Origin of the sequence: Prolixibacter sp. NT017 (assembly GCF_009617875.1) — a bacterium.
GTDB lineage: Bacteria > Bacteroidota > Bacteroidia > Bacteroidales > Prolixibacteraceae > Prolixibacter.
Map to the genome: position 1 here is coordinate 4,813,202 of NZ_BLAV01000001.1, position 13,958 is coordinate 4,827,159.

The 13,958-nt window shown below is 45.8% G+C and carries 12 protein-coding genes; 9 read left to right on the forward strand and 3 right to left on the reverse strand.

Features of this window, described 5'->3' with window-relative positions:
• The first annotated feature begins 301 nt into the window (after positions 1 to 301).
• Entirely contained in the window at positions 302 to 1,882 is a 1,581-nt protein-coding gene (locus GJU87_RS20010; protein WP_153641089.1) for a sensor histidine kinase KdpD, read from the forward strand.
• Positions 1,883 to 1,885: 3 nt separating this feature from the next.
• The gene (locus GJU87_RS20015) at positions 1,886 to 2,575 is read left to right on the forward strand and encodes a response regulator transcription factor (protein ID WP_106541310.1); all 690 of its coding nucleotides are present in this window, start codon (positions 1,886 to 1,888) and stop codon (positions 2,573 to 2,575) included.
• 82 nt (positions 2,576 to 2,657) lie between these two features.
• On the opposite strand, the gene lepA is transcribed toward GJU87_RS20015, so the two are convergent.
• Positions 2,658 to 4,445, reverse strand: coding sequence for a translation elongation factor 4 (gene lepA / locus GJU87_RS20020; protein WP_153641090.1), 1,788 nt, complete (start codon positions 4,443 to 4,445; stop codon positions 2,658 to 2,660).
• Between the two features lie 351 nt (positions 4,446 to 4,796).
• Between lepA and GJU87_RS20025 the strand changes: the two genes are divergently transcribed.
• The 5 genes from GJU87_RS20025 (at position 4,797) to GJU87_RS20045 (ending at position 9,779) form a co-directional block, all read left to right on the forward strand.
• Positions 4,797 to 5,516 (forward strand): glycosyltransferase, encoded by a 720-nt coding sequence (locus GJU87_RS20025; protein ID WP_153641091.1) that lies wholly within the window; start codon positions 4,797 to 4,799, stop codon positions 5,514 to 5,516.
• Positions 5,516 to 6,193 carry a lipid-A-disaccharide synthase N-terminal domain-containing protein gene (locus GJU87_RS20030; protein WP_106541312.1) on the forward strand — a complete coding sequence of 226 codons (678 nt, stop codon included), beginning with the start codon at positions 5,516 to 5,518 and terminating at the stop codon, positions 6,191 to 6,193. The genes GJU87_RS20025 and GJU87_RS20030 overlap by 1 nt, the downstream gene beginning before the upstream one ends.
• Positions 6,190 to 7,842: a glycosyltransferase family 39 protein gene (locus GJU87_RS20035; RefSeq protein WP_153641092.1), complete on the forward strand. Its 1,653-nt coding sequence runs from the start codon at positions 6,190 to 6,192 to the stop codon at positions 7,840 to 7,842. The genes GJU87_RS20030 and GJU87_RS20035 overlap by 4 nt, the downstream gene beginning before the upstream one ends.
• Complete coding sequence (locus GJU87_RS20040; RefSeq protein WP_153641093.1) at positions 7,842 to 8,810, forward strand: GDP-mannose 4,6-dehydratase; 969 nt, start codon at positions 7,842 to 7,844, stop codon at positions 8,808 to 8,810. Before GJU87_RS20035 ends, GJU87_RS20040 begins: the two co-directional genes overlap by 1 nt.
• Positions 8,811 to 8,900: 90 nt before the next feature.
• Entirely contained in the window at positions 8,901 to 9,779 is an 879-nt protein-coding gene (locus GJU87_RS20045; RefSeq protein WP_153641094.1) for a cation diffusion facilitator family transporter, read from the forward strand.
• A gap of 6 nt (positions 9,780 to 9,785) precedes the next feature.
• On the opposite strand, the gene GJU87_RS20050 is transcribed toward GJU87_RS20045, so the two are convergent.
• Positions 9,786 to 10,949, reverse strand: a complete 1,164-nt coding sequence (locus tag GJU87_RS20050; RefSeq protein WP_194831595.1) for a metallophosphoesterase — start codon at positions 10,947 to 10,949, stop codon at positions 9,786 to 9,788.
• Positions 10,950 to 11,166: 217 nt separating this feature from the next.
• On the opposite strand from GJU87_RS20050, the gene GJU87_RS20055 reads away from it, so the two are divergent.
• Together GJU87_RS20055 and GJU87_RS20060 are read left to right on the forward strand one after the other, a co-directional pair.
• The gene (locus GJU87_RS20055) at positions 11,167 to 11,658 is read left to right on the forward strand and encodes a DUF6452 family protein (RefSeq protein WP_146141963.1); all 492 of its coding nucleotides are present in this window, start codon (positions 11,167 to 11,169) and stop codon (positions 11,656 to 11,658) included.
• Positions 11,609 to 12,427, forward strand: coding sequence for a DUF6048 family protein (locus GJU87_RS20060; protein WP_153641096.1), 819 nt, complete (start codon positions 11,609 to 11,611; stop codon positions 12,425 to 12,427). The genes GJU87_RS20055 and GJU87_RS20060 overlap by 50 nt, the downstream gene beginning before the upstream one ends.
• Positions 12,428 to 12,609: 182 nt before the next feature.
• Here the strand turns inward: GJU87_RS20060 and GJU87_RS20065 are convergent, their stop codons facing one another.
• Positions 12,610 to 13,785 (reverse strand): alkaline phosphatase, encoded by a 1,176-nt coding sequence (locus GJU87_RS20065; protein WP_228492061.1) that lies wholly within the window; start codon positions 13,783 to 13,785, stop codon positions 12,610 to 12,612.
• Positions 13,786 to 13,958 lie beyond the last annotated feature (173 nt).

A 13,958-nucleotide genomic window follows, 5' to 3' on the forward strand; every position in this document is an offset into this window, starting at 1 on the left:
TTTAAACCAAAACCTAAATTCACCTTGTGAAAAAACTCAGTTAACCCCAAAAATTAAAAACCTATTAACCACGTTTTATGTTACAAACATAGTTTTTTTATTTTAAAATGCAATCGGCAATATGTTAAAACGAGTTAAAAATTGATCATACATCATCCCATTTTTCCTGCCTGCTTTCCCTGTGTTTGTCTCGTTTAAAATGTTAATTTCAAATGCATCTGATTGCTAATCAATCTAAGATATTGTTAAATATTGTTAAGTGCTGGTTAGCAGATAGCCCAAGTAAGTTATCTTTGTATCCATGAGCAGAAAGGTGATCTACTTCCTAAGCCTTACAATGGCAATTGCTGTTGTGGCATTGATCTGGCTTCAGACAATGGCAATTAAGCGCACGTCGCAGCTTAAGGAGGAACACTTTAACCTGTTGGTTAACCGTGCCTTGGAGGATGTTGTCGATAAACTCGAGAGCGAAGAGATGAACCTCTTTTGGTATGGAGAGGACGATCCCTCGACGCCGGGAGGTGGCTCGGGCTTCTTTCCGAACTCGGGCGCTATAAAGCCTTTGAACGAAAAGGTTGCCAAAGGGGAACTGAGTTTGTCATACAATATGTCAGCTTCATCCTACCGCAGTGGAGTGAAGACTGAAACCAAAATCTCATTTGGCGATTCGAATCAGGTGCATGTGCAACACCGCAGCATGGGCACGATTGAGTTTCTGGGGAACAACTCCGCAGCGAGTGATAATATGATGCAGAAAAAGTTCCAACAAAGCTCTGCCCGGCAAGAGCGGGTGATCCGTTCGATGGAATTTAATCTGAACCGTTCCAGTATCCCGATTAACAAAAGAATTGACCCTGATTATTTAAAGCATCTGCTGAACACGGAACTCCGCAACAGCGGAATTACACTTAACTATCAGTATGCTGTCGAATCGCAGATAAGTGGCAAGTCAACGGTGTTGATGGGAAGCGATGGGTTTGATCCGAGCCACGCCACGAAATACCGGAAATTATTGTTCCAGAACGATATCAATGTCAAACCCAATTTCCTGACGGTATATTTCCCCGAGCAGCGTGGTTTTTTGATACAATCGACCGGCTTCTTAGTTATTCCGTCAATTCTTCTGACGTTTATTATCATCGGAATTTTTGCCATTACATTGCATATCATTTTGCGGCAGAAGAAGCTCTCCCTGATAAAGAACGACTTTATTAACAATATGACGCACGAACTGAAAACGCCGATATCTACTATCTCGCTTGCGTCACAAATGCTGAAGGACACTTCTGTAGCTCATACTCCCAAGACCATCGAGCACGTGTCGGGTGTAATTTTCGACGAAAGTAAAAGACTAAGTTATCAGGTCGAGAAGGTGTTACAGATGGCGGTATTCAACGAAGGGCGCCTGAAACTTAAAATGGCGGAGATTAACCTGAATGACGTGGCAGGCACTGTCGCATCGAACTTCCAGATAAGGGTTAGCTCGCAAAACGGAGTCTTGCATACAAACTTTGCAGCCAAACACCCCGTTGTGAAAGGTGACGAGGTTCATATTACCAACGTGTTGTTCAATTTGCTGGATAACGCAGTGAAATACAGTACGGAAAATCCGGAAATAGAACTCTCTACCGAGAACAAAAATGGTTGGGTAGTGGTTGCAGTAAAAGATAATGGAATAGGAATTCCAAGAGAACATCAGAAACAAATTTTTGAGAGATTCTACCGCGTTCCTACCGGGAATGTCCATAATGTGAAAGGTTTTGGCCTGGGATTATCGTACGTTAAGCGTATAGTCGATGTCCACAACGGCCAGATAAAAGTGGACAGCGCGTCTGGTAAGGGAACCCGTTTCAGAATCTATCTGCCCGTTAAAGTACAATAGATTATGGAAAAAAAGACTAGAATTCTCCTGGCTGAGGATGACGAAAACCTGGGGCTGCTGTTGAAAGAATACCTGATAGCCAAAGGTTTCGACACCGAGCTTTATCCCGATGGCGAAGCAGCCTATCAGGGATTTATGAAGAGCCAGTTTAACCTTTGTATTCTCGATGTGATGATGCCCAAAAAAGACGGCTTCTCGCTGGCAAGAGACATTCGTATGGTGAACACCGATATTCCGGTGATTTTCCTTACGGCGAAGAACATGAAGGAGGATGTGTTGGAAGGTTTTAAGCTGGGTGCTGACGATTACCTGACAAAACCATTCAGCATGGAAGAGCTGATCTTCCGTATCGAAGCAATCCTCCGTCGAACCGAAGGAGAAGGGCAGGAAGGAAACCAGGAGGTTTTCAAATTAGGAAAGTACACCTTCGATTCGCAGAAACAAACCCTTACCGATGGTAAGGAAACGCAGAAGCTGACGACCAAGGAGAGTGAATTGTTGCGTTTGCTTTGCGTGAATGTGAACAAAGTGCTGGAACGTAACTTCGCGCTGAAAACTATCTGGGTAGACGATAATTATTTCAATGCCCGTAGTATGGACGTTTACATTACCAAGTTGCGCAAGCACCTGAAGGATGATCCGGGCGTTGAAATTATCAATGTTCACGGCAAGGGGTATAAACTGATTGTATAAAATATTTGTGCAAGAACTCTAATCAACAAAAAGCCCGGATCCTGATTAAGGAATCCGGGCTTCGTATTTTGCTGAAATATTTTTAATCGAGTTTGAGAACGGCCAGGAAGGCTTTCTGTGGCACTTCCACGTTACCTACTTGTTTCATCCGCTTTTTACCCTTCTTCTGTTTCTCCAGCAGTTTCCGCTTACGCGAAATATCACCTCCGTAACATTTGGCTGTCACGTCTTTTCGAACCGCTTTTACCGTTTCACGCGCAATAATCTTGGCGCCGATAGCGGCCTGAATGGCCACGTCGAATTGCTGGCGCGGAATCAATTCCTTCAGCTTTTCGCAGATGCGTCGCCCAAAGTTGTATGCGTTATCGAAGTGAATGAGCGTTGAAAGCGCATCGACCGGCTCACTGTTCAGCAAAATATCCAGTTTTATCAGCTTCGCTGAACGGTACCCAGTGATGTGGTAATCGAATGAGGCGTAACCTTTGGAAATACTTTTTAGTTTATCGTAAAAATCGAATACGATCTCGCCCAGTGGCATATCGAAAGTGAGTTCGACCCGGTCAGCTGTCAGGTAATCCTGCTTTTTCAAAATGCCCCGCTTCTCCAAACAAAGCGTCATGATAGGACCAATGAAGTCGGACTTGCTAATGACTTGTGCCCGGATAAAAGGCTCTTCGATATCTTCAATCAAAGTAGCTTCAGGCATTCCGGATGGGTTATAAACGTCCAGAACCTCACCACCCTTGGTGTGAACATGATAGGAAACGTTCGGAACGGTGGTAATCACATTCATATCGAATTCGCGATCGAGGCGTTCCTGCACAATTTCCATGTGGAGAAGCCCGAGGAATCCGCATCGGAAACCGAAGCCTAGTGCTGCAGAAGATTCGGGCTGGAAGGTAAGTGATGCGTCATTTAGCTGCAGCTTTTCCATGGCTGTCCGCAGGTCCTCGTAATCGTCGCTATCGATTGGATAGATACCGGCAAAGACCATCGGCTTCACTTCCTCGAAACCAGCAATGGCTTTATCGCAGGGATTTTTCACGTGCGTAATGGTATCACCTACTTTCACCTCGCGTGCCGTTTTAATTCCGGAAATGATGTAACCCACATCGCCAGCGCTCAATACGTCACGTGGATCCATTTTCAGTTTCAGGACACCTATTTCATCGGCCTGGTACTGTTTGCCGGTTGCCACAAATTTCACCAAATCGTTGGTGTGGATGGTTCCGTTGGTAACTTTAAAATAAGCAATAACACCGCGGAATGAGTTGAAGACTGAGTCGAAAATGAGGCATTGCAAGGGTGCGTCCGGATCTCCAACGGGAGGCGGAACATCTTTTACAATGCGCGTAAGAATTTCGCCAACGCCTTCTCCTGTTTTCCCCGATGCCCTGATAATATCTTCGCGCTCACAACCCAGCAAATCGATGATTTGGTCTTCCACCACTTCCGGCATGGCATTCGGCAAGTCCATCTTGTTCATTACCGGAATGATTTCCAAATCGTGCTCGAGTGCCAGGTACAGGTTCGATATGGTTTGCGCCTGAATTCCCTGAGTAGAATCGATAATTAACAAGGCTCCTTCGCAAGCAGCGATGGAACGGGAAACTTCGTAGGAGAAGTCGACGTGCCCGGGAGTATCAATCAGGTTGAGCGTGTATTTTTGTCCTTCCTGCAGATAGTTCATCTGGATGGCATGACTCTTAATGGTAATTCCCCTTTCCTGCTCCAAATCCATATTGTCGAGCACTTGCTGCTTCATCTCCCGTTGGGTAATGGTTTGCGTCATTTCCAGGAGACGGTCGGCTAATGTGCTTTTACCGTGGTCAATGTGGGCAATAATACAAAAGTTCCTGATGTTATTCATGGGCAAATTATATCTTATGTCCTGATTTTCTTATTCTAATAGTCTATTCCAAAGTCACGCAAAGATATTCAATTTTTGATAACGGGTGGGAAAAATTCACGGTCATTGTCAGATGGATATTTGGCGGATATATGCTATCTTTCAACGCTTTTATCTACTTGATTTCCTTTTGGAAAAACAGTTGATTTCAGGATTTTACAACAGCATGATTTTTTCGGACCGGACAGATCATCTAAATTTATCGATTAAGCAGTCGCGCAATAATTGATGTGCCTGATAATATTTTAACTTTGAACCGCCAAATCCGGAATAGTTGAAACGGTTTTCCTGTTCCGGTCGAATTATACAGAAATGAAGGAAAATAATATTCTGACCGTCGTTGTCCCCGTTTATAACGAGGAGAGTAACATGGACCGGCTGGAAAAAGAACTTTCTGCTTTTGCCGGGATTTCTTCGGTGCCGACACGTATTTTGTTCGTCAACGATGGTTCCACCGATACCAGTCAGCAACAACTGGAAGCGATGTGCGGGCGCCACGAAGCGTTCTCATTTATTCAGTTTCGCGAAAATTGTGGACTGAGTGCAGCCATCAAAGCCGGAATCGATCACGCAGAAACCCCTTTGGTGGGATACATCGATGCCGATTTGCAAACGTCGCCGGAGGACTTCAACAAGTTGCTGCCTTTTGCGGATGATTTTGCCCTGGTAACCGGAATACGCGTCGACCGGAAAGACAGTTTTGTGAAGAAGCTGTCGTCGAAACTGGCCAATAGCATTCGTCGTTCCATTACACACGACGGCGCTACAGATACCGGTTGTCCGTTGAAAATTATGCAAACTCCGGTGGCCCGGAAGATTCCCTTTTTTGATGGGATGCACCGTTTTCTTCCGGCGTTGATACAACTCGAAGGCGGAACCGTGAAGGAAGTTCCGGTTCGTCATTTCCCGAGGGTGGCTGGCGAGTCGAAATACCATTTGTGGAATCGACTGGGAGGTCCGTTGAAGGATTTGTTTGCTTACAGCTGGATGAAAAACCGGTATATCCGTTACGATATTAAGAAGCGCGGTTGATGAGAGATAACTTCCTGGTATATGGTGTAGGTTTCCTGGCACAGATCCTTTTCTCGGGCCGGATGATTATTCAGTGGTTTCGCTCCGAAAAAGCGGGCAAACCGTTGTCTCCTACTATTTTCTGGCAGCTCAGCCTTTTCGCGTCTATGTTGCTGTTCGTTTACGGCGTACTTCGGAAGGATTTTGCCATTGTCCTTGGACAGCTGTTGGTTTACTTTGTTTATATCCGAAACTTACAGTTGAAGAATAGGTGGAAAACCATTCCATTGATTTTCCGGTGGGTGTTTTATGTTTTGCCGGCTTTCAGTCTCGGTTATCTTTTTTCCGGGGCACCGAATAATATCCGTGAAATACTTGGAAACGAAAATGTATCGTTCGGCTTGTTGCTTTGGGGTAGTGCCGGACAATTGATATTTACCTTCCGGTTTGTGTATCAATGGATCGATTCCGAGCGACAAAACGAATCGGTATTGTCCAATACATTTTGGATTATCAGCCTGGCGGGCTCGCTGATGATATTCAGCTACGCCATTTTTCGCCTCGATCCGGTGTTGTTTCTGGGACAGTTAACCGGAGCATTTGTCTATTCACGTAACTTGCTGCTGGGGTTAAATCATCCCGGATTTTTAAGTCCGGTCATCCGGAAAGTGGCCGCACGATTAAAGAAACGATCATGAGCAGAGAGAACCGTCAACTTCTGGCATTGCTGGTAATTACTTTTTTCGCCTTTGTGATTCATAACGGCGTATTGGACGCTAACATCATGGAGGCCCGAAACCTGGTGACTGCCCGCGAGATTTTGCAGACACACAATTGGTTAGTTCCTACTATGAATGGTGTGTTGCGCCTGGAGAAACCGCCGTTGCCAACATGGATTGCAGCCTTTATGATGCATATTTTCGGACAGGACAGCCTGTCGATCCTGCGTATTCCTGCTGCCCTTTCTGCTATGTTGTTGGTTTTCTTCCTGTATAAATTGACGAAAGAACTGACGCGTGACGAACACCTCCCCTTGCTGGCCGGAGGAACCGTTGCAACCAGCTTCTATATATTTTTCATGGCAAGAACCATTACCTGGGACATTTTCTGTCACAGTTTTATGTTGGGTGCCATCTGGATGCTCTACCGGGGTTGGAATCGGAAGGAGAAAGCCTGGAAAGAGTTTACGTGGGCGGGTATACTAATGGGACTTTCCTTTCTGAGTAAAGGCCCGGTTTCGTTCTTTGCGCTGCTGTTGCCTTTCCTCATTGCGTTTTTCGTTGCCTATGGTTTCAGCGGTGTGAAGCTGCAATGGAAACCTTTGATGATTGCATTGGGGATTTTGCTTGCGTTCAGTACGTGGTGGCCGTTATACATCTATTTCCTGCATCCCGAATTTTCCACGTATGTGGCGGAAAAAGAGTCGGCTGCATGGATGAACCGCAGTGTACACCCGTGGTACCATTACTGGAGTTTTCCGGTGCAATCAGGAATCTGGGCTTTACCTGCTGCGGCTGCGGTGATTATTCCGTATGCACGGAGGAAAATCGGACAGTTCGGCAACTACAAGTTTTTGGCACTTTGGGTTTGGGCAGCGGTTATCCTGCTTTCCTCATTTCCTGAAAAGAAAGAGCGTTACCTGATGCCGGTTCTGATTCCGCTGGCGTTGATAACGGCCTATTATTTCCGTTACCTGATGCATGCTTTCAAAGAGAAGGAGCACACTAAAGCTGACACGATACTGTATTCCATCCAGGGATACCTGGTAGGTTTGGTTGGTTTTGCCTTGCCGCTGGCAGTGATGTATCATAATCATCGGTTTAATGATGGTTTATCACTTGGTTTGCAGATAATTATTTTGGTTGTTTTCTGGGCCATTGGCGGATATGTGGTAAGAAGCACCTACCGGAAAAAGGCGTTCCGCCTGTGGAGTGGAACGGTGGTACTGATTATGGCATTTTGCTTGCTGGTGATTCCCTCGGCGCGTAATTTCTTCCAGAAAAACCCCGATTACCGGCCTTATAACGATTTGCGGCATATGGAGAAAGTGCAAAATATGCCTTTCTATTTCAATGGCCCCGTACCCGGAAAATTCATCCAGGTGGTATGGAGCAGCGGGCATCTGATTCAGTACTGGAATACGTCGAATGCGACCGGAACTCCGGTTGTTACGCCATTGGTGGTGATGACACACGAACCTCCCGAGGACGTTTTCAACGAAAGTTTTAAGGAGAAGTACGATTTTGAGTCGTTGGGACATTACGATCTCGACATGAAGAAAAAAGATGGAATTAAAATATTCTCGAATTATGTGACCATAATTCGGATGAAACAAGATACACCGTAATGCAAACTGTTTTAGTGACCGGATGTGCCGGCTTCATCGGTTCACATCTTTGTGAAAGCCTTTTGAATAAAGGATTCCGGGTAATTGGGATCGACAATTTTGACCCGTTTTATAGCCGGGTAATAAAAGAGCGAAACCTGGTTAGCTTCATCGGGCAACCTTATTGCTCGTTTGCCGAGCTGGATTTGGCCAATAAAGATGACCTAGCCACCTTTTTGAAAGATAAATCTCCTGATATTATTGTGCACCTGGCCGGAAAAGCTGGCGTACGGCCGTCGATTGATGATCCCGCGGGCTACATCCGGGCCAATATCACAGCGACGCAGAATATTCTCGATATCATGAAGGAAAAAGGTATCCGGAAAATGGCCTTCGCTTCGTCATCGTCGGTGTATGGGAATTGTCCGGAAACACCGTTCCGTGAAGATATGGACGTTTCCAATCCGGTTTCGCCGTACGCTTTTACCAAGAAGAGTTGTGAGCTTATCAACTACACTTACCATCACCTTTATCAGCTGGATATTCTGAATATGCGTTTTTTCACGGTGTTTGGTCCACGGCAGCGTCCCGATTTGGCCATTCACAAGTTTACCCGGTTGCTTCGGAATAATGAGCCTATTCCCATGTTTGGCGATGGAGGAACAGCCCGTGATTACACATATGTAGCAGATACGGTTGCCGGCATCGAGTCGGCGATTGACTATTTGCTGAAGAATAAAAATGTGTACGAAACCGTGAATTTGGGAAATAACCATCCGGTGCTGCTCCGCGATATGATTCAAACGATTGCTGAAGAGGCCGGTGTTGAGCCCGTTATCAATCAGCTCCCGATGCAGGATGGCGACGTGAATATCACGTATGCCGACATCTCCAGGGCGAAAGAGCTACTGGGCTATCAGCCGAAAACTTCATTCCGCGAAGGCATTAAGAAATTCCTTATGTGGTACGACGAGATGCATAGCGCGTAATTTAGAACACAACCACCTTTTGTTTACTCGGATTTTAGGCCTGAATCTTTTAGCTTTGATGCTTTATTAAAGAGAAACTTACCAAAGCTTATGAGACCGAAGAATACCAGAATGATCGTTAAGGCCGGATGGGTCTCGATTATCGTAAATCTGGTGCTGTTTGCCTTGAAGTATTGGGCCGGTATTGTATCCGGTTCAATTGCTATTGTAGCGGATGCATGGCATACTCTTTCCGATTCGGTCTCTTCCATCATTGTTATTTTCGGTGCAAAACTGGCCGGCAAACCCGCCGATGAGGAACATCCGTTCGGGCATGGCCGTGCTGAACACATCGCTGCGGTTATTATTGGTGTACTGCTGGCGATTATTGCGTTCGAGTTCCTGCTGCAGTCGATTGACCGTTTGCAGTCACATACGGCTGTTCACTATGGAATAGTTGCTAAAGTGGTTACCGTTGTATCGATTCTGGCGAAGGAAGGTCTGGCTCAATATGCTTTTGGGGTCGGACGAAAAGCAAAGTCGTCGGTGCTGAAAGCCGATGGCTGGCATCACCGTTCTGACGCATTGTCTTCCATCATTATCCTGGCAGGTATTTTCCTCGGCGGTTATTTCTGGTGGATCGATGGTGTACTTGGAATTTTGGTCGCCATATTGATTGCGTATACCGCCTATGAAGTAATGAAGAATGATTTCAGTCTGCTGCTCGGTGAAAGTGCCGATCCTACAATGATTGGCCAAATCAGGGAGTTGGTCCGGCAAAATGTCGACCGGGAAGTGTTTCCCCATCATTTCCATATGCACCGCTACGGACACCATACCGAATTAAGCTGTCACATTAAATTGCCTCCGGAGATGACACTGGATGAAGCCCATCATATCTGTTCTGTCATCGAAGAAGCCATCGAAAAGGAATTGGGTATCATAACGACCATCCATCCGGAGCCGCTTCCCATGACCTACGACGACTAATTTTGTTTATAATTTTGCCGTTTCCGGTTGAAAGTGAAGATTGAAAACCACAACTTCCGGTGTGTTTCCGATGCGAACCGGCGGTCCCCATGAACCGAATCCTGAAGAGACATAGATGTTGGTTTTGCCTTTCTTCAGAAATCCCCAGCTGTCTTCAAAAATCGCTTCGGTAACGTAGTTTAGCGGCCACATTTGCCCGTCGTGGGTGTGTCCCGAAAGGTGTAAATCAACACCGGCTTCGGCAACCTCTTCCAGATTGAACGGTTGGTGGTTCATCACAATTACCGGTTTGCTCATGTCCACATCTTTTAGTAATTCCGGAAGTTCCTTTCTTCCCCCATCACGATTGCGAGCTGACAAGTCATCGCGCCCGACAATCTGAACGCCGTTGGGAAGTGTAATCACCTGGTCGCGCAGCACGTTGATGTTGATGCTTTCCAGGTAAGGTAATGTTTCTTTTATTCCACCAATGTATTCATGGTTGCCCGGAATAGCGTACATGCCCATCGGTGGCTTGATTTCCTGCAAGTGTCTTCCCAGGTGTTTCCGCAATACAGGAGCAATGTCGCCATCCACCATATCTCCGCAAAGGAGAACCAAGTCGGGCTTTTGCTGATTAATGATGTCGACAAGCTTTTGTTCGCGGCGTTCACCAATCAGTGCTCCGAGGTGAATGTCGGAAGCCATCAGCACTTTCATATCCGGGGAACCGGTAACACTTTTGGGTATGGTAATCGAGAATTGCTTTACCCGTGTATTCAGCGCATTGAGGTGTCCGAAAAAAACCACCAGGGCTACCAATGAAAAAACAACAACGCCGGTCCACAGCCTGAGTTGGTCCGGGTTGCTTTTTAGCACGGCCGGAACAATGTGAAAGAATTTGTCCAGTAACCGGATGATGTCGATGAAAAGGACAGCGATAAACAGGTAGAGCATGAACGAGAGCCAGAAAGCTCCTATCCGGTAAACCCACTCACCAGCCAGGCTGGAATGCGTGTGCTCCAGTATTTCACCAACGATAAAAGTGGAGGCGATAACCCAGAAAAGGATTTTGTATATCGTTTTGAAGTTTCCGGTCGCCTGGAAGGCCATTAATCCGTGAACATAGATATAATAATTGACCAGAAAGTAGACTAAAATGACGGTTCCGAAGAAAATGGCAAACTGCATGTTTCGCATATTTAAAGTAGATTGTCGTTCAATGTAAGATCGGCGGCAGTGTTTCTTATGTTTTGTGCCGCAATGGAATTAACGAAAATAACCTTTTTTTGTTGATGATAAGCCAATTGTTTCTGGTTTACGCTTTTTCAATCTGACATCTTGCTTCATGCTTGTTTCCTCTCATTTTGTTTATATTTGTCAGGCAAGCGGAAACCCGTATCCGGATATGAAAAAATACATTTTACCTTTACTTGTGGTGCTTTTGGCAATTGTCGTTTCGTGTAGCGAGGCGGACAGGTGTTACGATTCCACAGATACTTATCTCATGGCCAAATTCATCGACAGTGATTCAACGACGATTGATTCGCTGATGATTTGGGGCGTTGCCAAAAACGATACCGGATGGGTACGCGATACGCTACCTTCCATATCCAAGCGCTATCCTTTGCCGCTTTCGCTTGAACACGACTCTACAGCGTTTGTATTGTTTGTGAATGGAGAAGCTGACACGCTGTTCATTTACCACACCATGCAAATGAAACTGGTGTCGGAGGCGTGCGGCTTTGCACCCTATTACAACTTGAAAGGTTTCTCATATACTTCCCGAATCGACTCGGTGAATATTTCGGACCCCTCAGTGGGCCCAACATCTATTGAAAAACCCAATAATGAGCAAAATATTACTGTATATTTCAATTTGCCTGCTAACACTCAGTAGCCCGCTGAAAGCACTGGCTCAGGAGAAACAGAATGCGGATGTTTGGCGTGTCGAAGGACCCCGTATCGGTGTCGATCTCTCGCGGTTTGCATCCACGTATCTGCAATCGGCCGACCGTTGGGGTTGGGAATTGCAGGGAGATATTCCTGTTAAGGGATATTGGTTTCCTACGGTTGAAGTGGGTATGATGGGGTTGAATGATCGTCGGGATAATTTCCACTATCAGGCGAACGGTGTTTATGGCCGGTTGGGAACTGATTTCAATATTTTGCGCTACCGAAATCTCGAAGACGGCGATTTGGTGTTTGTCGGTTTGCGTTACGGTTACTCCCGTTTCACTCAACAGGCTGATGATGTTAAATATTCCAATTTCTGGGGCGATTATAACACATCCATTCCGAAAAGAAATATGAATGCTCATTGGGGCGAGTTCGTGTTCGGGATGAAAGGGGAGATTTTTAAGAATTTTTTCCTCGGATGGTCTGTTCGGGTAAAATTCATGGTGAGCGAAACGAAGGATCCGAACATGTCACCTTATATCGTACCCGGATTCGGGAAAACCAATGTGGATATTCCGATGGATTTTTCATATGGGATTTACTACCGGATTCCGTTGTGGAGAACGAAGAAGATGCCGAAAGCACCCAAAATGGAAGGTGCCAAACATATCGACGAATCAGCTACGCCAGACAACAACAACCAGAATAATAATCAGCAGAATGGCAGCAACTTCAGGAATCTCCGGGGTGGGCAGTCAGGCGGATTTTAATCAATCCTTCAGTCATGTATGAACGCTGAGTAACCTGATTTTTAGTCGAAGAAGCATGGCTCCATTCCAAATAGGTGTGGTTTCAAACATTAGGTTGCAACAATAACCCCGCTATTTGTCTTAATAAAAAAGGGAAACACAGTGGTTTCCCTTCTAAAATAACCAGAAATTGGTTAGTGCAGTTATAGATCCAACAGATCTTTAATTTTTTTCTGAATATCGGTGTTTTCCATCATTCCGGTAAACTGCTCGGCGCCCGGTCCAAAAGCGTACACCGGAACCATAATTCCCGTGTGGTGTCCTGTGGTATATTCACCAACTACTTTTCCGGTTGCCATGTCGCCTTCATTGATGGACATTCCGCCCGTTTCGTGATCGGCTGTCACGATAATCAGCGTCTCACCATCTTGCGCCGCATGTTTGAGTGCAGCCCCGATGGCCTGATCGAAGTCGAGCATTTCCTCTACTACGTAAGGCGTTTTGTTGGCGTGGCCGCCCCAGTCGATCTGACTTCCTTCAATCATGATGAAATAGCCTTTTTTGTTTTGAGACAAGATATTCAGTGCGGTATTAGTCGATTGAACCAGCATATTGCCACGTTCGGGTTCAGCCGGATTGTGAACCGGGGCGGTGAGTCCGGCCAGTTTACCCGATGTTACCTGGCTGATATTATCCATGTTGTACAAAACCTGATAGCCGTCTTTTCTCAGCTCTTCACTCAGGTTCCGGCCGTCTTTACGCTTTTCGAAATGGTCGACGCCACCACCGATAAAAACATCGATGTCGCTGTTGATAAAATCGGCAGCAATGGCTTCATACATATTTCGCGAAGGCTGATGAGCGATAAATGACGCCGGGGTGGCGTGCGTAATGGCCGAAGTCGAAACGAGCCCGGTTTCCAGACCTTTCTTCTCAGCCAGCTCGCGAATGTTGACAATCGGCTGTTTTTGCGGATCTACGCCAATTGCACCGTTGTATGTTTTTTCGCCACAAGCCAGGGCTGTTCCCCCGGCAGCCGAATCGGTTATGTAATTATCGGAAGAGTAGGTTTTTGAAAAACCAATGTGCTTGAAATTTTCGAGGTAAAGATGACCGCCGTTGGCTGTCAAACCTGCGTATACCTGGGCGAGTCCCATGCCGTCGCCAATCATTAGGATGACATTCTTCGGACGTTTTTTCCGGGTACTCTGCTGGTAATGTTTTACCGGATAGAAGTCGCCGCCGGTATAAATTTCCTGCAACTTCCGGTTGGCCGGATCCATGTATTCATTCTGCGCACAACCGGCAAAGGCAAAACCGCCAATAATAAGACCAATCAGGAAAGCATGGCGGACATTTCTCATAAGAAAGTTTTTCATTACTTGATGTTTCAGTAAGGTTTCAAACTTGATTAGGATATCAGGTACAAAATTAAGGGTTTCTGTTTGAAGTTGGGCAATGCCTTTCTGTAAACAAAAGACTAAATATTTATGTAGCATTTATGACAAAGAAAAAGCACGCCTGAGCGTGCTGTTTTCATTTGAATTGGGTA

Excerpts from the sequence above, each read along its gene's own strand:
- GJU87_RS20040 (WP_153641093.1), top strand. The coding sequence starts at position 7,842 with ATGCAAACTGTTTTAGTGACCGGATGTGCCGGCTTCATCGGTTCACAT.
- GJU87_RS20035 (WP_153641092.1), top strand. The coding sequence starts at position 6,190 with ATGAGCAGAGAGAACCGTCAACTTCTGGCATTGCTGGTAATTACTTTT.
- GJU87_RS20055 (WP_146141963.1), top strand. The coding sequence starts at position 11,167 with ATGAAAAAATACATTTTACCTTTACTTGTGGTGCTTTTGGCAATTGTC.
- GJU87_RS20010 (WP_153641089.1), top strand. The coding sequence starts at position 302 with ATGAGCAGAAAGGTGATCTACTTCCTAAGCCTTACAATGGCAATTGCT.
- GJU87_RS20030 (WP_106541312.1), top strand. The coding sequence starts at position 5,516 with ATGAGAGATAACTTCCTGGTATATGGTGTAGGTTTCCTGGCACAGATC.
- GJU87_RS20050 (WP_194831595.1), bottom strand. The coding sequence starts at position 10,949 with ATGCAGTTTGCCATTTTCTTCGGAACCGTCATTTTAGTCTACTTTCTG.
- GJU87_RS20060 (WP_153641096.1), top strand. The coding sequence starts at position 11,609 with ATGAGCAAAATATTACTGTATATTTCAATTTGCCTGCTAACACTCAGT.
- GJU87_RS20015 (WP_106541310.1), top strand. The coding sequence starts at position 1,886 with ATGGAAAAAAAGACTAGAATTCTCCTGGCTGAGGATGACGAAAACCTG.
- GJU87_RS20065 (WP_228492061.1), bottom strand. The coding sequence starts at position 13,785 with ATGAAAAACTTTCTTATGAGAAATGTCCGCCATGCTTTCCTGATTGGT.
- GJU87_RS20045 (WP_153641094.1), top strand. The coding sequence starts at position 8,901 with ATGAGACCGAAGAATACCAGAATGATCGTTAAGGCCGGATGGGTCTCG.
- GJU87_RS20025 (WP_153641091.1), top strand. The coding sequence starts at position 4,797 with ATGAAGGAAAATAATATTCTGACCGTCGTTGTCCCCGTTTATAACGAG.
- lepA (WP_153641090.1), bottom strand. The coding sequence starts at position 4,445 with ATGAATAACATCAGGAACTTTTGTATTATTGCCCACATTGACCACGGT.